Raw genomic sequence first — 19,506 nt, 5'->3', positions numbered from 1 at the left:
GAGGGTGAAGGTTGAACAGGATGCTACAGCCGGCATGCGACGGGCGGCACCGGCGCGCGCTCCCGCCGCGGTACGGGGTGCCGCCGACCGGCCCCGCCGGGCACGTGGCAGGGTGGTCGGGTGACCGATTCCGTACCCGCCGAGAGCGCCACCACCGGGGCCGACCTGCCCGGACCGACCGACCCGGCCGGCTGGCTGACCCTGCCGGACGTGGCCGAGCGCCTCGACCTGTCGATCAGCAAGGTGCACCAGATGATCCGCGACCGGGAACTGCTGGCGGTGCGCCGCGACGGCGTCCGCCGGATCCCGGCCGACCTGGTGGCCAACCGCACCGTGCTCAAGCACCTGCCCGGCGTGCTCAACCTGCTCGCCGACGCCGGGTACGACGACGAGGAGGCGTTGGGCTGGCTCTACCAGCCCGACCCCACCCTCGCCGGCACCACACCGGCGGCCACCCTCGCCGGCGACCAGGCCCGCGAGGTCAAGCGCCGCGCCCAGGCCCTGGGCTTCTGAGAGCCACCCCGACCCGTCGACCATGAGGTTGGCGGCACGATCGGAGATCGACCTCGCCGCCAACCTCATGATCGCTTCCAGGAGGGCGGGGGTGTGGGCGGGTCGGGGTGGGGTCAGTCGGTGCGGCGGGTGGCGGCTATGGCCAGGTCGACCAGGGACTGGCGGGCCTCGGTGTCCAGGTCGACGGTCGTGAGGGCGGCCAGGGCGCTCTCGGTGAGGGCGGTGATGCGCCGTTCGGTGCGGTCCAGGGCGCCGCTCACCGTGATCAGCTCGCGCAGGCGGGTCACCCCGGCGGCGTCCAGCGCAGGGTCGCCGAGGCCACCGAGCAGCAGGTCGCGGCCGGCCTCGTCGAGCGCCTCGAGGGCCGCCGCCACCAGGTAGGTCCGCTTGCCCTCGCGCAGGTCGTCGCCGGCCGGCTTGCCGGTGCGCTCCGGATCGCCGAACACCCCGAGCACGTCGTCGCGGAGCTGGAACGCCTCGCCCAGCGGCAGCCCGTACGCCGAGTAGGCCGCGTGCACCTCGGCCGGGGCGTCGGCCAGCGCGGCGCCGAGCAGCAGCGGCCGCTCGACCGTGTACTTCGCCGACTTGTAGCGGGCCACCTTGCCGGCCCGCTCCAGCGAGGTGTCCCCGGTGGCCTGGGTGAGCACGTCCAGGTACTGCCCGACGGTCACCTCGGTGCGCATCTCGTCGAAGACCGGCCGGGCCCGGGCCACCGTGCGCGGGTCCAGCCCGGCGGAGTGCAGCACCTCGTCGGACCAGACCAGGCAGAGGTCGCCCAGCAGGATGGCCGCCGCGTCGCCGAACCCGTCCGGGTCGCCGCTCCAGCCGGCCGCGCGGTGCCGGGCGGCGAACCGCCGGTGCACCGCCGGCTCGCCCCGGCGGGTGTCCGAGCGGTCCATCAGGTCGTCGTGGATCAGCGCGCTGGCCTGCACGAACTCCAGCGCGGCCAGGGCCGCGACCACCTGGTCGGAGTCGACCCCGCCGGCACCCCGGTAGCCCCAGTAGCCGAAGGCCGGTCGCAGTCGCTTCCCGCCGCCCAGCACGAACGCCTCGATCGTCTCGGCGACGGGCACCAGGCCCTCGTCGAGGGTGGTCAGCCAACCGCGCTGGCCGGCGAGGAACTCGGTGAGGGCCTTGTCGATCCGCTGGCGCAGGCCGGCTCGGTCGACGGGGGAGACGGGAGCAGCGTGGGTCACGCCGACGACGCTAGCCGGTCCCGGCCCCGGACGCCGGACCGCCGTCCCGGCGTGCCGCGCGCGGCGTGGGGCCGGGTCGGCGTGCCGGCGGCGCCCGGGAACCGCCCGCCGGGACGACCGGGAGGCGGGGGCGGTGCGCGACCCGGGTCCGCGGCGCCGGTCCGGGCGGCCCCGGCCGGCCCCGGCCCGGCGGCGTGCGACCGGCCGGCCCGGGCCACCCGGACCGGCGGCCCCCGCGGGCCGGGCGAGGCGGCGGCTGCGCGCCGCGGCCTCGGCGAGCAACTCGCCCGGCACCCCGAGGACCACCGCCAGCCAGCCGGACCAGAAGCCGCCGGGGAGCCGGCGCTGCCGCTCCCACCGGGACACCTCGTGCCGGGTCAACGTCGGCACGCCGGAGGCCGCGCACAGCTCGGCGGCGACCCGCTGCTGGCTCCAACCGCGAGCGGCCCGCAGCTCGGCCAGGAGCGGCCCGAGCTGGCGCGGGCCGGGTGGCGGGGACGGGGTCATCGGGTCCTCCGGGGCGACGGCGCGGGTGGCGGCGCGGACGCCCGGCGGTGCCGGACCGGCGCGTCGCCGATCGTGGCGACCCCCGCGCGGGCCCCCCGGGACCGGCCACCGGCCGGCCCCACCGCGCTGCCCCCTTCCTACCCCCGGGGTACGACGCTCCGCCGTCCTCGTGCTCGCGGGCTGGGAAGATCCTGGGTCGGCCCGGACCCGCCGGTTACAGTCGGTCCGTGGCGCTCGGTCTTCCCTCGGTCCTTCCCAATCCCCAGCCGGCCATCGGGGAGCTGATCCGTCACGGCCGACCCACCTTCTCCTTCGAGTTCTTCCCCCCGAAGACCCCGCAGGGGGAGCGCCTGCTCTGGCAGGCCATCCGCGAGCTGGAGTCGTTGCGCCCCTCGTTCGTCTCGATCACCTACGGCGCGGGCGGTTCGACCCGGGACACCACGGTCGCGGTGACCGAGCGGATCGCCACCGAGACCACCCTGCTGCCGATGGCGCACCTCACCGCGGTCGACCACTCGGTCGCCGAGCTGCGGCACGTCATCGGCCGGCTGGCCTCGGTGGGGGTGCGCAACGTGCTGGCCGTGCGCGGCGACCCGCCCGGCAACCCGGGCGGCGAGTGGGTCAAGCACCCGGAGGGCGTGCGGTACGCCGAGGAGCTGGTCCGGCTGGTGCGGGACGCCGGCGACTTCAGCGTCGGGGTGGCCGCGTTCCCCTACAAGCACCCCCGCTCGCCCGACGTGGCCAGCGACACCGCGCACTTCGTCCGCAAGTGCCGGGCCGGGGCCGAGTTCGCGATCACCCAGATGTTCTTCGACGCCGACGACTACCTGCGGCTGCGCGACCGGGTGGCCGCCGCGGGCTGCGACACCCCGATCCTGGCCGGGGTGATGCCGGTGACCCAGCTGGGCACCATCGAGCGGTCCGTGCAGCTCTCCGGCGCGCCCTTCCCGCCCGCCCTCGCCGAGCGGTTCGCCGCGGTGGCCGACGACCCGGAGGCGGTCCGCCGGCTCGGCGTCGAGCAGGCCGGCGAGATGTGCGCGAAGCTGCTGGACGAGGGCGTGCCGGGGATCCACTTCATCACCCTCAACCGGTCCACCGCCACCCGCGAGGTCTGGCAGCGCCTGCGCGCCGACGCGCGGGTGTGAGCACCCGGCCCACGCCACCGCCGCCGCCCTTCTACGGTTGATCCGTGGTGGGCACACAGCTGAACTGGGACCAGTACGCGACCGCGTGGGCGCGGCTGCACGGCGGCTTCGACCCCCGGGTGGCCGCGCCGGTCGTCCGCGCCTGGCTGCGCTTCGCCTACCACGTGGGCTACATCCTGGGCCGGCTGCGGGTCGGCCCCACCCCGGTGACCGTGGTCGGGGTGCTGCTCTGCCTCTGCGTACCCCTGCTGGTGGGGCGGGCCGGCGACGGGCCGTTCCTGGGCGCGCTGTTCGTGCTGCTCGCGGCGGTGGCGGACAGCGTCGACGGCGCGGTGGCGGTGGCGACCAACCGCACCACCCGGCTCGGCTACGTCTACGACTCGGTGGCGGACCGGCTCGGCGAGGCCGCCTGGCTGACCGCGTTCTGGCTGCTCGGCGCGCCCGGGGCGCTGGTCGCGGCGGCCGGAGGGCTGTCCTGGCTGCACGAGTACGTGCGGGCCCGCGCGGTCTCGGCCGGCATGCGGGAGATCGGGGCGGTGACCGTCGGGGAGCGGCCCACCCGGGTGTGCGTGGCCCTGGTCGGGCTGGTGGTCGCGGGGCTCACCGGGCTGATCGACACCGACCTGACCGCCGGCACCATCACCATGGCCACCACGGTCTGGGTGCTGCTGGCCGGCTTCGGCCTCGGCCAGCTGCTGTCCGCCGTCCGCCGCGCCCTGATCGACGCCGACTGACCCCGCGTCCCGGCCGGGCTCCTACCAGGCCGGGCCGACGGCGTCGGCGACGATCTCCGCGGACAGCGCCACCATGGGCAGGCCGCCGCCGGGGTGGCTGGAGCCGCCGACCAGCCAGAGCCCGGCCACCGGGCCCCGGTTGGCCGGGCGGAGCAGCCCGCCCGCGGTGCCGTAGATCGCCCCGCCCGGCGCGCCCGTCGCCGCGTCCAGGTCGGCCGGGGTGCGGATCTCCCGGAACGCCAGCCGGTCCCGCACGTCCACGCCCCGCTCGGCGAGCACGTCGAGGATCCGGTCGGCGTACGCCTCGGCCAGCCCCGGCCGCCGCCAGTCGACCGCGCCCGCGGCCGTGCCGTGGCGGGCCGCGTTGACCAGCACGAACCACGCCTCGTGCCCGCCCGGGCGGACCGCCGGGTCGTCGGCCACCGTGACGAACACGGTGGGGTCGGGCGCGGGCCGGGCCCGGACGCCCCGCCCCGGGTCGCCGAAGACCGCGTCGAACTCGGCGTCGTGGTCGCGGGGGAAGAAGACGGTGTGGTGGGCCAGCCCGGAGTCGCCGCGGACGCCCAGCAGCAGCACGAACCCGGCCAGGCTGCGGTCGGTGAGCGCGGCCAGCCGGCGCGGGGTGGGCAGCAGGTCCCGGTAGAGGGTCAGCGCGTCGACGTTGGCCACCACGACGTCGGCGGGAACGGGGGCGGCCACCCCGGCGAGGCGTACGCCGTGGACCCGGCCGCCGGCCGCGTCGATCCGGGTGACCGTGGCGCCGGTCCGCACCACGACGCCGAGGTCCAGGCAGCGCGACAGCAGCGCGTCGGCCAGGGTGCCCAGCCCGCCGCGCAGGTACCAGCCGCCGTACGCCAGTTCGGCGTAGGGGACGGCGACCAGCGCGGCCGGGGCGCGGCGCGGGTCGGCGCCGGTGTAGGTGGCGTAGCGGTCCAGGAGCATCCGCAGCCGCGGGTCGGCCAGGTGCCGGCGGCCCAGCCCGCGCAGGGTGCGGCCGGGGCCGATGGCGGCGAGGTCACCCAGCCGCCAGGCCAGCGCGGCCAGGTCGCGGGGGGAGTCGACGGTGCGGCGCAGCACGTCCCGGTGCGAGGCCGCCCACACCCGGCCGGCCCGCCGCCAGAGCCGCTGCCAGTCGGCGGCGGCGCGGTCGCCGAACGCCGCGCCGACGCGGGCGGTGAACTCGGCCGGGTCGGCGCAGGAGTCCAGGGTGGGGCCGCCGTCGGGGAAGACGTGCCGGACGATCGGGTCCAGCGGCACCAGGTCCAGGTATTCGTCGAGCTTCGCGCCGGTCGCCTCGAACAGGTCGTGGAACACCTGCGGCAGGGTGACCAGGCTCGGCCCGGTGTCGAAGTGCCACGACCCCTCGGGGGTGTCGTGCCGGTGCCGGCCGAGCTTGCCGCCGACCGTGCCGGCCCGTTCGAGGACGGTGACCTCGTGCCCGGTGACCGCCAGCCGGGCGGCGGCGGCCAGGCCGCCCACGCCGGCGCCGATGACCACGATCCGCGCCATGCCGCCGCCTCCTAGCTGATCGGGCGACCCCGCCAGGTGAGCCGGCGTCGCTTCCGCAGATGGTACGACCGGAGGGTCAGCCAACCGAGGACCACGACCGACACGGGGTGTGCCAGCGCGTCGGGCCAGGCCCGCCCGCCGGTGGCGCGGGCGCTGACCGCCCGCCCGATCACCCCCAGCAGGTATGCGACGAGCGCCACCACCGACACCAGGGGAGCTGTCGCGGCGAGCCCGAGCGCGACCAGCGGGGGAGCGGTGTAGAGCAGGAGCAGCAGGGCCACCACCACGGCGGCGGCGGCCGGGTGCCCGAAGGAGGCCCAGAGCGACTTGGTGTAGCCGTCGCGCAGCTGCGGCCAGCTGTCGTACATCCGGCAGGCGGCCAGCCGGGACCCGTCGGCCAGGGCGATCCGGCCGCCGGACCGCTTCACGGCCCGGGCCAGCTCGATGTCCTCCAGGACCCGGTCGGCCACCGCGGCGTGCCCGCCGGCCCGCAGGTAGCCGGCCCGGTCCACGACCAGGAACTGCCCGCCCGCCGCGGCCAGGGACGGCCGCGGCGAGCGTTCCATCGCGCGCAGCGGCAGGAAGCTCAGCCACAACCACTGCAGCAGCGGCTGCACGAGCCGATCGGCCGCCGTCCGCACCACGATCCGGGGGTACGGCGACAGCAGCGTCGCGCCCGCCGCGCGCAACTCGGTCACCGCCGCCGCGACGGCGTACGGGGTGAGAACCACGTCGGCGTCGACGAAGGCCAGCACGGTCGGGGCCGGGTCGGCGCGGGTGGCGAGCTGCCAGCAGGCGTGCGGCTTGCCCAGCCAGCCGGGCGGCGGGGCGACCCCGGTGAGCAGGGTGACCCGGGGGTCGTCGCCGGCCACCGCGCGGACCACGTCGGCGGTGCCGTCGGTCGAGCCGTCGTCGAGCACCACGATCCGCAGCTCGGGCACGCCGCGCTGGGCGAGCAGCGCGCGCAGGCACGGGGTGACCCGGTCGGCCTCGTCGCGCAGCGGCAGCAGCACCGCCACCGCCTCGGTGACCTCGGCCGGGCCGGCGCCGGGGCGGCGCAGCCAGGCGGTGGCGTTGACGACGGTGTGCGCGGTGAGCACGGCGACCGCCGCGGCCAGGACCAGCGCGGGGATCATGCCGGCGCGTCGACGCGGGGGGTTGGTTCCGCCACCCCGGCGCCGGCCCGGCGCCGGGCGCGCAGCAGCGTGACCGCCAGCGGCACGGCGGCCACCGCCATCCCGGCCGCGCCCCAGGCCGCCGAGGCGGGCAGCCGGAGGAAGACCGCGTGCGCCAGCACGCTGGAGGCGTACGTCCACAGGTAGAGCGCGAACATCGGCGCGTCCCGCCCGTCGGTGCGGTCGACGGCCGGCCCGGCGAGCGGGCGCAGCGCGGCCGTCAGCAGCACCGCGAAGAGCAGCCAGCCGAGGTAGTTGCTGACCGGGATGCCGGGCAGGCCGGGCAGGGCCGGGACGGCGTCCCGCCAGCGCCAGTAGCCCTCGGCCACCATCTGTGGGTCGAGGAAGAGGTCCCAGGCGGCCAGCCCGACCGCGGCGAGGGCGATCCGGCCGGGGCGGGAGCGGGTGAGCCGGACCGCGGTGAGCCAGGCCGGCCAGGCCATCCAGGTCCAGGCCAGCGGGATGACCAGCGGCACCCCGGCCAGCTTCGGGCCCAGTTCGCCGGAGTAGTCGTAGCTGCCGAACGGGAAGCCGGTGGCCACGCCGAGCGCCTCGATCGCGAAGCCGCCGCCGGTGGCCACGGCGACCAGCGCGAGCGCGGTGCGCGTGCCCCTGGTGAGCAGGGCGTGCCCGACGGAGAGCAGCCAGCCGAGCCCGACGGTGGCCACGGTCAGCCCGGCCCGGGTCGCGCCGCCGGTGAGCGGGTAGCAGATCTGGGCCAGGACCAGGACGGCCAGCAGCGCCCAGGGCAGCCTGTTCCGGATCACGGACGGTCCTCGTTCCGCGACCGCGGGGCTCGCCACCCCGGTTCGCTCCTCGCGCTCACGGCGTGCCCGGTGCGGGGGCGCCGCCCGGGCCGGGCGGGGGCAGCGGCAGGTCCCGGCCCAGCACGCCGAACGGCCGCTCGTCGCCGGGGAAGTGGAAGTGGCGCAGGATGTCGACGAAACCGAACCGGCGGTAGAGCCGCCAGGCCCGGGACTTCTGCTCGTCGGCCTCCGGCGTGGAGAGCAGGGTGGTGCTCCCCTCGGCCATGGTGAGCAGCGCGCGCAGCTGGCCGGCGCCCAGGCCGTGCCCCTGCGCGGGCGGGCGGACGTGCAGCTCGACCACCTCGAAGCAGTGGGTCAGCCAGCGCTGCCGGGCCTCGCCGTCCAGCGCCCGGTGCACCTGGTCGTGCCACCACTGGCCGGCGGCGCCCAGGTAGCCGTACCCGAAGCCGGCCAGGTGGCCTTCGGAGGTCAGGCTGGCGACGGCGCGGAAGCCGGGACGGCGGACGTGGGTGGCGATGTAGCCGCGCCGGGCCTCCAGCAGGTCGGCGCGGTAGCCCATCGCCTCGCCGTAGACGGCCACCACGTCGTCCAGCCGCCGGACCAGATCGTCCGGCGTCCACCGCACCAACCTCATGCGTTCCCTCTCGCCGCTTCCGGGCCGCTCCCGGTGGCGACCCATCCCAGCACCGCGCGGTCGCCGACCACGTCGGCCACCGCGAACCGCGCGAACAGTTCCTCCGCGTACCAGCCCTCGGTGGGGGTGCGGGTGATCGCGGCCCGGTGCTCCGGGTGACGGTACGCGAACGCGACGAGGTCCGCCGCGTCGCGCCACACGCTCACCGTGCCCTGCCAGCCGAGCGGGGCCTCGCCGACGCCGAACCGGGCGAGCAGCCCGGGCGCGGCGTGCAGGGCGGCGGCGACCGGCGGGATCGCCCGCCAGAAGGTGACCGCCCGGCGGGCCCGCAGCCGGGCCCGGGTCAGCGCCAGCACCGGCCCGGCGACCCGCCCGCCGGACGGCTCGCCGAACGGCCGGTGGCCGGACCACTCGCCCCGGCTGGTCAGCGGGCGCAGCTCCACCCGTACGCGGGCGCGGGCGAGCCGGGCCCAGGAGCGGCCGACCGGGGAGGCGTCGAAGCCGGCCGCCGCGGCGGGGGAGTCCCACACCACCAGGGCGGCCCACCGGGTCAGGTCGGTGTCGCCGGGGCCGAAGCCGGTGCCGGTCCCGGTGCCGAGCAGCTTGGCGAAGCGGACGCCGGGCATCCGGCGCAGCCGCGCCGGGTGGGTCGCCATCCGGGCCAGCGCCCGGGGGACGGCCGTGCGGGGGATCCGCCACACGTGCAGCGTGACGAGCTCGGGAGTCACGCCACCTCGTGCGGGGTGCCGGCGGTGAGTCGCAGCAGCTCCGCGTGCGTGGTGGGGAAGACCGCCTGCGGCACGCCACCGGCCGCCCACACCTCGTCGTACGCCGCCAGCGCGGTGTCCACGATGGTGCGCAGCGGCTGCGGGTGACCGACCGGGGCGACCCCGCCGATCACCTGCCCGGTGTGCCGCTTGACGAATTCGGGGGTGGCCCGGCGCAGGTGGGTGACCCCGAGGGACGCGGCCAGCCCGGCGGTGTCCACCCGGTGCGCGCCCGAGGTGAGCACCAGCAGGGGCGCGTCGTCGGCGTCGAAGACGAGCGAGTTGGCGATGGCGCCGACCTCGACGCCGAGCGCCTCGGCCGCCGCGGCGGCGGTGTGCACGGCCTCGGGCAGCAGGCGGACCTGGCTCGGGCCACCGGAGCCGTCCCGCGCGCCCGCGTCGTCGAGCGCCCGCTGCACCGCCTGCACGTTCGGGTGTGGCTGCATGCCGTTCATTCTCCCCACCGCGCCCGCCCCGCCGCGCCCGGTCCCACCCCGGGCGCGTCGATCATGACGTTGTTGCGCCGGCCGTCGGCGTGTCGCGACAACAACGTCATGATCGACGGGGTGCGCGGGCGGCGACGAGCGCCTCGATGCCGTCGAGGATCCGGGCCAGGCCGAAGTCGAGGGCCGCGTCGGTGGCCTGCGGGTCGGTGTCGCGCAGGGCGGCGTCCAGCGCCGGGAACCGCTCCTCCCGGCCGCGGATGAGGGCACCGAAGGCGGCCTCCCGGCCCGCGCCGGGCGCGTCGTCCGGCGCCGCGTGCTGGGCCAGGTTGCGGGCGTGCCCGACCAGCAGCACCGCGACGTCGAGCTGCTCGGCGCCGGTCAGCCCGGTGCCGGCGAGGGCGGCGACCACCCGTTCCAGCCAGGCCAGCTCGTTCGGGCCGGGCAGCCGGGGGCCGGCGGTCGCCGTCTGGGCCCACGGGTGCCGGCGGAACCGGTCGAAGAGCTGCCGGGTCCAGTCGTCGAGCTGGCCGCGCCAGTCGGCCCCGGCCGGGGGCGGGGGCGGCTCGCCGACCGCCGTCTCCAGCATGAGCGCCACCAGTTCGGCGCGGCCGGGCACGTACCGGTAGAGCGCCATCTTGGTGACGTCCAGCGACTCGGCGACCCGCTGCATGGTCAGCCCGTCGAGCCCGTCGGCGTCGGCGATGGTGATGCCGGCGCGGGCGATCGCGGCGAGGGTGAGGGTGGGGCGCGGCCCGCGCCGGGGACCGGTCGGGGTCCCCCACAGCAGCTCCCGCAGCCGGCCCTGGTCGACGCCACCGGTCTCCACGATCACCTCTCTTGTCCTCGCTCCAAAACTGTGTCTAGAGTACTCTGTATCCGAGGGACACAGTTTAGGACGGGGAATGACATGCCCAACTCACTTCGCGGTTTCCGCGTGCTCGTCTCCGGCGCCGGGGTCGCCGGCCCGGCGGTGGCCTGGTGGCTGACCCGGCACGGGGCCGAGGTCACCGTCGTCGAGGCCGCTCCCGCGCTGCGGACCAGCGGCTTCGCGGTCGACTTCCGCGGACCCACCCACCTGGGCGTGCTCGCCGCCATGGGCGTGCTCGACGAGTTGCGCGCGGTGCAGACCCACGCCGGCGCCATGAGCCGGGTGGACGAGCACGACCGGGAGATCTTCCGGCTGCCGGCCGAGTTCGCCGGCGGCGAGCTGGAGGTCCTCCGCCGGGACCTGTCCCGGATCCTCCACGAGCACGGCGCCGACCGGGTCGGGTACGTGTTCGGCGACCGGATCACCGCGCTCACCGAGACCCCCGACGGGGTGCGGGTCGACCTCGCCCGGGGCGCCTCGCGCACCGTCGACCTGGTGATCGGGGCGGACGGGCTGCACTCCGGGGTGCGGCGGCTGGCGTTCGGGCCCGAGTCGGCGTACGTCCGCCACCTCGGCTACCACCTGGCCGGCTGGGACGTGCCCGACGACGGCTACGACGTCGTCCCCCGGCAGTACAACGTGCCCGGCCGGATGGCCAGCGTGGCCGCCGACCAGCGCGCCCCGGGCCGGGCGGGCGCCCTCGTCGTGTTCGCCTCGCCCCGGCAGGACCACGACCGGCTCGACCTCGACCGGCAGAAGGCGTTGATCACCGACGCCTTCGCCGGGCTGGGCTGGCACGTGCCCCGGCTGCTGGCCGGCCTGCGCGCCGCGCCCGAGCTCTACTTCGACGCGATCGCCCGGGTCAGCGTGCCCCGCTGGCACACCGGCCGGGCGGTGCTGCTCGGCGACGCGGCCTGGGGGGTGACCCTGGGCGGGATGGGGGTGGGCACCGGGCTCGTCGGGGCGTACGTGCTCGCCGGTGAGCTGGCCCTGGCCGGCGGTGACCACCGGGTGGCGCTGCCCGCGTACGAGCGGCGGATGCGGGGCTACGCCGGCCGCTGGCAGCGCGGCGCCAGCCCCGGCCACTTCCTCGCCCCGGCCACCGGCTGGGGGCTGTGGCTGCGCGACCGGCTGCTGTCCACCCGCCCGGTCCGGTCGCTGCTGGTCCGCAGCACCGACTCGCTGGCCACCGAGGCCGACCTGCCCGACTACGCGGCGCGGGTCTGAGCCGCCGGGGTGCGCGCCCGGAGAATCCGGTCGTCTCCCGGCGCGCCACACGTTGCGTTTTCGTCGTAGGGGAGGTGTACTGTCAGAGCAGTTAGAACGAGTGTTCGATTCAGTCGTACGCTCGTTCCAACGTCCGGGAGCGGTGTTTCGCGGCTCCGGCTCCCGGGAGGTGCGGTTCCGCGGACCGCACCGGGCTCCGGACAGTCGCGAGTCCGGACCCGTCAAGGCAGGATCGTCGCCCGCCGCCCACGACCCCCGGGCGGCGGGCGACGGACCCGCCGGTACGCCGGCCGGGTGTGGTGTGGGGAAGCGTCCACACCCGGCCGGCCCCCACCTGGTGCGTCTTCCTCCGCACCGCCCGTTCCGGGCGTCCCGGGCGACGGTTCCCCGTCGCGCGGCCGCCCCGCCCCGGCCCACGCGGAGGAGAGACCATGTCGACCAGTCCGGCCCAGGCGCCCACGGTGCCCGCGCACGTGCTGCCGCACCGCACCCCCGCCCAACTGCTCGTGGTGGCCCGCCACGGGCTGGCCGAGGCCGCCCGGACCCGCCCCGACGGCCTCCGGTACGCCGCCGCCCACCTCGCCGCGCTGCGCGCCGCCGCCGCCCTGCTGGCCGCCCGCGCCCGCCCCGCACCGACCCGGCGCAACCGGATCACCAGCGTCTGGGTGCTGCTCGCCGCCGTCGCCCCCGAGCTGGACGAGTGGGCCGCCTACTTCGCCGCCGGGGCCAGCAAGCGGGCCGCCGCCGAGGCCGGCATCCCCCGGGTGGTCACCGCCCGGGAGGCCGACGACCTGCTCCGCGCCGCCGAGGAGTTCGTGACCGTGGTGGAGACCGCGCTCGGCCTGGCACACCAACCGGCGCTCGACGAACCGCACCGGCCGCTCCGGCTCGGCGTGCCTGACGCCCTGCCGCGACCCGGAGCAGCCGCCGCCTGAGTCGCGGCGCCCGGCCACCACCGGCGGGACCCCGGGTGGCCGGGCGCCGCTCCCGGCGGCGGCGAGCACGCCGCGCCGGGTCGCACGCGCGTCCCGCACCGCACGATCCAAGCACCATCCACGGGCCGGTGCCCGTGGTGAACAGATGACGGGGGGTAGGTCCGATGGCGGGCCGCATGGTGGTCGGTTCCGCCGCCCTGGCCGAGCTGGTACGCCCGGCCAGCGCGCCCGACCCGGCGGGTGGCCACCGGGTGCTCCCCGTCCGTCCCGAGCTGACCGGGCTGCTGCCCAACCGCGGGCTGCGGCGCGGCAGCACCATCGCGGTCGGCACCGGCCAGCCCCGACGCAGCGGCGCCACCTCCCTGATCCTCGCCCTGCTCGCCGAGGCGTCCCGGGCCGGCTCGTGGTGCGCCGTGGTCGGCGTGCCCACCTTCGGGGCGGGCGCGGCGGCCGAGGCGGGCATCGCCCTGGACCGGCTCGCCCTGGTGCCGAACCCCGGGCCGGAGTGGCCCACCGTCGTCGCCGCGCTCATCGACGGGGTCGACGTGGTGGTCACCGCCGTGCCGACCACGGTCTCCTCCTCGGTCGCCAACCGGCTGGCCGCCCGGGCCCGGCAGCGCGGCAGCGTCCTCGTCCCGTACGGCCGGTGGGACGGCGCGGACGTGACGCTCCAGGTGGTCCGCGGGGTCTGGGAGGGGCTCGGGCCGGGCCGGGGCCGGCTGCGCCGCCGGGAGGTGACCGTCTCGGCCCGCGGCCGGGGCGCGGCCGCCCGCCCCAAGGAGATCAAGGTCTGGCTGCCCGGCGACGAGCTGACCCGGGTGATCCCCCGGTCGACCGGCGGCGGCCCGGTCCGCGCCGCCGCGCCCCGGCGGTTCCGCGTGGTGGCCCCGGCCGCCGCTGCCGCCGTCCGGCCGCTCACCGTGGTCGGGTCGGCATGAGCGGTGCGCCGGCGCGGACCCTGCTGCTCTGGTGCCCGGACTGGCCGGTCCTCGCCGCCGAGATCGTCGACGGGGTGCCCGCCACCGACCCGGTCGCCGTGCTGCACGCCAACCGGGTGGTGGCCTGCTCCGAGCGGGCCCGCGCCGAGGGCGTCCGCCGCGGGCTGCGCCGGCGGGAGGCGCAGGGGCGCTGCCCCCAGCTCACCGTCGTCGACCACGATCCCGCCCGGGACGCCCGGGCGTTCGAGCCGGTGGTGGCCGCCGTCGAGGAGGTCGTCGCCGGGGTCGAGGTGATCCGTCCCGGGGCCTGCGCGCTGGCCGCCCGGGGGCCCAGCCGCTACCTGGGCGGCGAGGAGGCGGCGGCCGAACGGATCGTCGAGCACGTCGCCCAGACCTGCGCGGTGGAGAGCCAGGTCGGCATCGCCGACGGGGTCTTCGCCGCCGGGCTGGCCGCCCGGGACGGGCGGATCGTGCCTCCCGGCGGGACCCCGGAGTTCCTGGCCGGCCTGCCCGTCGAGGCGCTCGGCCGGCCCGCCCTGACCGACCTGCTGCGTCGGCTGGGCGTCCGCACCCTCGGCGACTTCGCCGCGCTGCCCGCCGGGGACGTGCTGGCCCGGTTCGGCTTCGACGGGGCGCTGGCCCACCGGCTCGCCGCCGGTCGGGACCACCGGCCGCTCGCGGTCCGGCAGCCCCCCGCCGACCTGACCGTCACCGCCGACCACGACGAGCCGATCGACCGGGTCGACGCCGCGGCGTTCGCCGCCCGGACGCTGGCCGAACAACTGCACGAGCGGCTGGCCGCGCACGGGCTGGCCTGCACCCGGCTCGGCATCGAGGCGGTCACCGCGCACGGCCAGGAGCTGCACCGGGTCTGGCGGCACGACGGCCTGCTCACCGCCGCGGCCATCGCCGACCGGGTCCGCTGGCAGCTCGACGGCTGGCTCTCCGGCAGCAACGGCCGGGGCGGCGCCCGCCCGGCCCGCCCCACCGCCGGGATCATCCGGCTGCGGCTGGTGCCGGCCGGGGTTCTCGCGCAGGCCGGCCTGCAACCCGGCCTGTGGGGGGAGACGGGCGAGGAGCGGGAGCGGGCGCACCGCGCGTTGAGCCGGGTGCAGGGCATCCTCGGCCCCGAGGCGGTGGTCACCGCCGTGCTCGGCGGCGGGCGCTCCCCGGCCGACCAGGTGCGCCTGGTCCCGTGGGGCGACGAGCGCCTGCCCGCCCGCCCCGGCCCGCCACCCCTGCCGGCCGCCGAGCCCTCCCCGGCCGCGGGGCCTGTGCCGAGTGCCGGCCCTGTGCCGAGTGCGGGGCCTGCGCCGGCTGCCGGGCCTGCGCCGGCTGCGGGGCTTGGGTCGGCTGCGGGGCCTGGGTCGGCTGCGGGACTTGGGTCGGCTGCGGGACCCGCGCCGGCTGCGGCGCCTGTCCCGGCCGTCGCGCCGGCGGTGCCGACCGGGCGGCCCCGGGCCGGTGTGATGGCGCGGTCGGACCGGACGGGTGCGGTGGCGCGGCCGGACCGGGCCGGTGCGGTGGGGCGCTCGGGGGGCCGCCCGGCCCGCAGCGGTGGGGCGGCGCCGGTGCCGCCGTGGCCGGGGCGGATACCGCCGCCCGCGCCGGCCGTTGTCCTGCCCACCCCGCTGCTCGCCGCCGTGCACGACGCCGACGGCGAGCCCGTGGTGGTCAGCGCCCGGCTGGCGGTCAGCGCCGCGCCCGCCCGGCTGACCGTCGGCACCGGCCGGCCTGCCGAGATCACCGGCTGGGCCGGCCCGTGGCCGGTGGACGAGCGCTGGTGGGCGCCGGCCGAGGCCCGCCGCCGGGCCCGGTTCCAGGTCTGCCTGGCCGACGGGGCTGCCCTGCTGCTCGCGGTCGAGGGCGGCCAGTGGCTGGTGGAGGCGATCTATGACTGAGCGCCGTGCCTCGACTGCGCGTGCCTTGGTCGCGGGCCGTGCCTCGGCCGTGCTGCGTGCCTCGGCCGTGCTGCGTGCCTTGGTCGCGGGCCGCGCCCCGGCCGTGCGGCGCGCTCCGGCCGTGTGGCGTGCTCCGGCCGTGTGGCGTGCTCCGGCCGTGCGGCGCGCCCCGGCCGTATGGCGTGCTCCGGCTGTGTTGGCTGTGTGGCGTGCTCCGGCTGTGCGGCGTGCTCCGGTCGTGTGGCGCGCTCCGGCCGTGTGGCGCGCCGACGTGCCGAGCCGGCTCCTACCCGTCGGAGGCTACGAACTTGATGACGTGAACGGATCGCCATTGGCTCCCGCTCCTGCTCCTGCTTCCGTGATTCATCTGCGTCATCAAGTTCGTAGTCAACCAACAGTCACCTGCTGCCCGGCGGGGAGAGAACCAGATCCCGCGGCACCAGATCCCGCGGCACGAGGTCCCGCGGCACCAGGTCCCGCGGCACCAGATCCCGGAGGAATCCGGCCCCTGCCGAGGCCGCAACCGGTCACGATGTCGACGCGGGACCGCTCGGGAGCCGGCCGGTGAGCTTCCACAACCCGAAGATGCCCTGGTCGGAGCTGGAGCAGGTGCTCTCCGGGCGGCCCGACGGGCGGTCCGACGGGTGGTCCGGCAAGGGGCGGCCCCGGGGCGAGCGACACCTGCACGTGGTGGACCCGCTCGCGGTCGACGCCGACGGCGGCGACTCCCCGGCGTGGAGCCGCAAGCGGCAGGAGTACGCGCCGCCCGAACTGCCCCGCCCCGACGACGCGGTGCCCTACGCGGAGCTGCACGCGCACTCCAACTTCAGCTTCCTCGACGGCGCCAGCCACCCCGAGGAACTGGCCGAGGAGGCCGCCCGGCTGGGGCTCACCGCGCTCGCCGTCACCGACCACGACGGCTTCTACGGCGTGGTGCGTTTTGCCGAGGCGGCCCGCGCGCTGCACCTGCCCACGGTCTTCGGCGCGGAGCTCTCCCTCGGGCTGCCCGGCCCGCAGAACGGCGAGCCGGACCCGCACGGCGCGCACCTGCTGGCGCTGGCCCACGGCCACGAGGGGTACGCCCGGCTCGCCGCCACCATCGCCCGGGCCCAGCTCCGCGGCGGCGAGAAGGGCCGGCCGGTCTACGGCGAGCTGGAGGAGGTCGCCGCCGAGCTGCGCGACCACGTGCTGGTGCTCACCGGCTGCCGCAAGGGGCACGTGCCCGGTGCGCTGCTCGCCGAGGGCGTCGACGCGGCGGCCCGGGAGCTGGACCGGCTCACCGCGCTCTTCGGCGCCGAGACGGTGGCGGTGGAGCTGACCGACCACGGCCACCCGCTCGACGCCGACCGCAACGACGCGCTGGCCGAGCTGGCCGCCGCGGCGGGGCTGCCCACGGTGGCCACCAACAACGTGCACTACGCCACCCCGGGGCGGCGCCGGCTGGCCACCACCGTGGCGGCGGTGCGGGCCCGGCGCAGCCTCGACGAGATCGACGGCTGGCTGCCCGCCGCCGCCACCGCCCACCTGCGCAGCGGCGCGGAGATGGCGGCGCGGTTCGCCGCGTACCCGGGTGCGGTGGCCCGGGCCGCCGAGTTCGGCGCGGAACTCGCCTTCGACCTGCAACTGGTCGCGCCGCAGCTGCCGGCGTACCCGGTGCCGCCAGGGCACACCGAGATGAGCTGGCTGCGCCACCTCACCATGGCCGGCGCCCGGGAGCGCTACGGCCCGCCCGAGGCGCACCCGGAGGCGTACGCGCAGCTGGAGCACGAGCTGCGGATGATCGACGACCTCGGCTTCCCCGGCTACTTCCTGGTGGTCTACGACATCGTCGCGTTCTGCCGCGAGCAGGACATCTACTGCCAGGGCCGGGGCTCGGCGGCCAACTCGGCGGTCTGCTACGCCCTGCGGATCACCAACGTGGACGCGGTGCGGCACCGGCTGCTCTTCGAGCGGTTCCTCGCCCCCGAGCGGGACGGCCCGCCCGACATCGACGTGGACATCGAGTCCGACCGCCGGGAGGAGGTGATCCAGCACGTCTACGCCCGGTACGGCCGGGAGCACACCGCCCAGGTCGCCAACGTCATCTCCTACCGGCCGAGGTCGGCGGTGCGGGACGTGGCCAAGGCGTTCGGTTTCTCGCCCGGGCAGCAGGACGCCTGGAGCAAGCAGATCGACCGCTGGGGCTCGGTCGCGGCGGTCGACGTGGAGGACATCCCCGAGCAGGTGGTGGCGTACGCCAACGAGCTGCAGACGTTCCCCCGGCACCTGGGCATCCACTCCGGCGGCATGGTGATCTGCGACCGGCCGGTGATCGAGGTATGCCCGGTCGAGTGGGGCCGGATGCCCGGCCGCAGCGTGCTCCAGTGGGACAAGGACGACTGCGCCGCCGTCGGCCTGGTCAAGTTCGACCTGCTCGGCCTCGGCATGCTCTCCGCGCTGCACTACGGCTACGACCTGATCGGGATGAGCCTGGACCTGGGCGACATGACCCTGGACGACCCCGAGGTCTACGACATGCTCTGCCGGGCCGACTCGGTCGGGGTGTTCCAGGTGGAGAGCCGCGCCCAGATGGCCACCCTGCCCCGGCTCAAGCCCCGCGAGTTCTACGACCTGGTGGTGGAGGTGGCGCTGATCCGGCCGGGCCCGATCCAGGGCGGGTCGGTGCACCCGTTCATCCGGCGCAAGAACGGCCAGGAGCCGGTGACCTTCGCGCACCCGCTGATGCGCAACGCGCTGGAGAAGACCCTCGGCGTCCCGCTGTTCCAGGAGCAGCTCATGCAGCTCGCCATCGACCTGGCCGGCTTCGACGCGGCCGGGGCCGACCAGCTGCGCCGGGCCATGGGGGCGAAGCGCTCGGTGGAGCGGATGGCGCAGATCGCCGACCGGCTCTACGCCGGGATGGCCGAGCGGGGCATCACCGGCGAGCTGGCCGACGACGTCTACCGCAAGCTCACCGCGTTCGCCAGCTACGGCTTCCCGGAGAGCCACGCCATGAGCTTCGCCTACCTGGTGTACGCCAGCTCCTGGCTGAAGCGCTACCACCCGGGCCCGTTCCTGGCCGCGCTGCTCAACGCCCAGCCGATGGGCTTCTACTCGCCGCAGACCCTGGTCGACGACGCCCGCCGGCACGGCGTCGAGGTCCGCCGGCCGGACATCAACGCCAGCGGCGCCAAGGCGGTCCTGGAGTCCACCCCGGAGACCCGGTGGGGGAGCCAGCCGGGCGAGCCGCCGCACGCCTGGGGGCTGGGCGGCCCGGCGGTCCGGCTGGGGCTGTCGGGCGTGCGTACCCTCGGCGACGACGTGGCCGAGCGGATCGAGGCGGAGCGGACGGCCCACGGGCCGTACCGGGACATGCCGGACCTGGCACGCCGGGTCGGCCTGACGGCGGCGCACCTGGAGGCGCTGGCCACCGCGGACGCCTTCGCCTGTTTCGGGCTGACCCGGCGGCAGGCCCTCTGGGCCGCCGGCGCGGCGGCGCAGGACCGGCCGGGCCGGCTGCCCGGCACGGTGACCGGCACGGCCCCGCCCACCCTGCCCGGGATGGAGGCGGTGGACCGCCTGGTCGCCGACGTCTGGGCCACCGGCCTGTCCCCGGAGAGCCACCCGGCCCGGTTCATCCGGGACCGGCTGGACGCCCTCGGCGCGGTGCCGATCGCCCGGCTGGGCCGGGTGGAGCCCGGGCAGCGGATCCGGGTCGGCGGGATCGTCACCCACCGGCAGCGACCGGCGACCGCCGGCGGGGTCACGTTCCTCAACCTGGAGGACGAGACCGGCATGCTCAATGTCACTTGCTCCCCGGGGCTCTGGCAGCGCTACCGTCGAGTCGCCCGCACCAGCGGCGCGCTGGTGGTGCGGGGCCGGTTGCAGCGGCACGAGGGTGTCACCAGCCTCACCGCGGACCGGCTGGACGCGATCGAGCCGCCCGTCACGCCGGCGTCCCGGGATTTCCGGTGAGTGGAGTGATCCACATTACGGTTTCCGGGCCCGCGAGGCGGGAGACTCCCGGCACGGGTGGGCAGAGTGGCCCACCCGGGTATGGGGGATGAAACCGATGACCTTTCACAGCACGTACCCCGGTGGCGTGGCGAACGCCCGGCGGACCCGGCTCGGCGCCGGCTGGGCGCCCACCCACGAGGTGGAGCCGCGGGAATACCAGGTGACCGACGGGCCGGTGGCCAACGCCCAGCGGTCCCGCGCCGAGGAGGACCCCGCCGGAGGTGGCGAGTCCTGACCCGGGGCCCGGG

At 77.0% G+C, this 19,506-nt stretch carries 16 protein-coding genes and 2 pseudogenes; 10 read left to right on the top strand and 8 right to left on the bottom strand.

Translation table 11 applies throughout. The features are described 5' to 3' along the window. Positions 1-120: 120 nt before the first annotated feature. Positions 121-513: an Rv2175c family DNA-binding protein gene (locus ACZ6PY_RS07310; RefSeq protein WP_466070073.1), complete on the top strand. Its 393-nt coding sequence runs from the start codon at positions 121-123 to the stop codon at positions 511-513. 113 nt (positions 514-626) lie between these two features. Here ACZ6PY_RS07310 and ACZ6PY_RS07305 read toward each other — a convergent pair whose 3' ends face one another. Then, complete coding sequence (locus tag ACZ6PY_RS07305) at positions 627-1,709, bottom strand: polyprenyl synthetase family protein (protein ID WP_466070778.1); 1,083 nt, start codon at positions 1,707-1,709, stop codon at positions 627-629. Positions 1,710-2,443: 734 nt separating this feature from the next. Between ACZ6PY_RS07305 and metF the strand changes: the two genes are divergently transcribed. Together metF and ACZ6PY_RS07295 are read left to right on the top strand one after the other, a co-directional pair. Further along, the gene (gene metF / locus ACZ6PY_RS07300) at positions 2,444-3,361 is read left to right on the top strand and encodes a methylenetetrahydrofolate reductase [NAD(P)H] (RefSeq protein WP_466070071.1); all 918 of its coding nucleotides are present in this window, start codon (positions 2,444-2,446) and stop codon (positions 3,359-3,361) included. A gap of 44 nt (positions 3,362-3,405) precedes the next feature. Next, a complete protein-coding gene (locus tag ACZ6PY_RS07295) occupies positions 3,406-4,095 on the top strand; it encodes a CDP-alcohol phosphatidyltransferase family protein (RefSeq protein ID WP_466070069.1) in 690 nt (229 codons plus the stop codon). 21 nt (positions 4,096-4,116) lie between these two features. Here the strand turns inward: ACZ6PY_RS07295 and ACZ6PY_RS07290 are convergent, their stop codons facing one another. The 7 genes from ACZ6PY_RS07290 to ACZ6PY_RS07260 all read right to left on the bottom strand — a co-directional run bounded on the left by ACZ6PY_RS07290 (position 4,117) and on the right by ACZ6PY_RS07260 (position 10,225). Next, on the bottom strand, positions 4,117-5,604 hold the full coding sequence (locus ACZ6PY_RS07290) for a phytoene desaturase family protein (RefSeq protein ID WP_466070067.1): 1,488 nt from the start codon (positions 5,602-5,604) through the stop codon (positions 4,117-4,119). Between the two features lie 11 nt (positions 5,605-5,615). Further along, entirely contained in the window at positions 5,616-6,740 is a 1,125-nt protein-coding gene (locus ACZ6PY_RS07285) for a glycosyltransferase family 2 protein (RefSeq protein WP_466070065.1), read from the bottom strand. Continuing rightward, entirely contained in the window at positions 6,737-7,543 is an 807-nt protein-coding gene (locus tag ACZ6PY_RS07280) for a carotenoid biosynthesis protein (RefSeq protein ID WP_466070776.1), read from the bottom strand. The genes ACZ6PY_RS07285 and ACZ6PY_RS07280 overlap by 4 nt, the downstream gene beginning before the upstream one ends. A 58-nt stretch (positions 7,544-7,601) precedes the next feature. Further along, positions 7,602-8,180 (bottom strand): GNAT family N-acetyltransferase, encoded by a 579-nt coding sequence (locus ACZ6PY_RS07275; RefSeq protein ID WP_466070063.1) that lies wholly within the window; start codon positions 8,178-8,180, stop codon positions 7,602-7,604. Further along, on the bottom strand, positions 8,177-8,908 hold the full coding sequence (locus ACZ6PY_RS07270; protein WP_466070062.1) for a monooxygenase: 732 nt from the start codon (positions 8,906-8,908) through the stop codon (positions 8,177-8,179). The genes ACZ6PY_RS07275 and ACZ6PY_RS07270 overlap by 4 nt, the downstream gene beginning before the upstream one ends. Next, a complete protein-coding gene (locus ACZ6PY_RS07265) occupies positions 8,905-9,393 on the bottom strand; it encodes a YbaK/EbsC family protein (RefSeq protein ID WP_466070060.1) in 489 nt (162 codons plus the stop codon). The genes ACZ6PY_RS07270 and ACZ6PY_RS07265 overlap by 4 nt, the downstream gene beginning before the upstream one ends. Before the next feature lie 106 nt (positions 9,394-9,499). Then, positions 9,500-10,225, bottom strand: a complete 726-nt coding sequence (locus ACZ6PY_RS07260; RefSeq protein ID WP_466070058.1) for a TetR/AcrR family transcriptional regulator — start codon at positions 10,223-10,225, stop codon at positions 9,500-9,502. Positions 10,226-10,300: 75 nt separating this feature from the next. Here ACZ6PY_RS07260 and ACZ6PY_RS07255 point away from each other — a divergent pair, with 75 nt between their 5' ends. The 7 genes and pseudogenes from ACZ6PY_RS07255 to ACZ6PY_RS07225 all read left to right on the top strand — a co-directional run bounded on the left by ACZ6PY_RS07255 (position 10,301) and on the right by ACZ6PY_RS07225 (position 19,493). After that, on the top strand, positions 10,301-11,488 hold the full coding sequence (locus ACZ6PY_RS07255; RefSeq protein ID WP_466070056.1) for an FAD-dependent monooxygenase: 1,188 nt from the start codon (positions 10,301-10,303) through the stop codon (positions 11,486-11,488). A 431-nt stretch (positions 11,489-11,919) separates the two neighbouring features. Then, complete coding sequence (locus tag ACZ6PY_RS07250) at positions 11,920-12,423, top strand: SAV_6107 family HEPN domain-containing protein (protein ID WP_466070054.1); 504 nt, start codon at positions 11,920-11,922, stop codon at positions 12,421-12,423. A 164-nt stretch (positions 12,424-12,587) separates the two neighbouring features. Next, the gene (locus ACZ6PY_RS07245) at positions 12,588-13,361 is read left to right on the top strand and encodes a hypothetical protein (RefSeq protein ID WP_466070775.1); all 774 of its coding nucleotides are present in this window, start codon (positions 12,588-12,590) and stop codon (positions 13,359-13,361) included. Beyond that, positions 13,358-14,600: pseudogene (locus ACZ6PY_RS07240) on the top strand (DNA polymerase Y family protein); the annotation flags it as partial. The gene ACZ6PY_RS07245 and the pseudogene ACZ6PY_RS07240, both read left to right, overlap by 4 nt. A 302-nt stretch (positions 14,601-14,902) precedes the next feature. Next, positions 14,903-15,262 (top strand): annotated as a pseudogene (locus ACZ6PY_RS07235) (DNA polymerase Y family protein); the annotation flags it as partial. Between the two features lie 564 nt (positions 15,263-15,826). After that, complete coding sequence (locus ACZ6PY_RS07230) at positions 15,827-19,216, top strand: error-prone DNA polymerase (RefSeq protein WP_466070053.1); 3,390 nt, start codon at positions 15,827-15,829, stop codon at positions 19,214-19,216. A 97-nt stretch (positions 19,217-19,313) separates the two neighbouring features. Then, on the top strand, positions 19,314-19,493 hold the full coding sequence (locus tag ACZ6PY_RS07225; protein ID WP_091268414.1) for a hypothetical protein: 180 nt from the start codon (positions 19,314-19,316) through the stop codon (positions 19,491-19,493). Positions 19,494-19,506: the final 13 nt, after the last annotated feature.

This window comes from Micromonospora sp. NPDC048907 (assembly GCF_055586885.1).
This window is presented reverse-complemented; position numbering and strand designations above follow the sequence as displayed.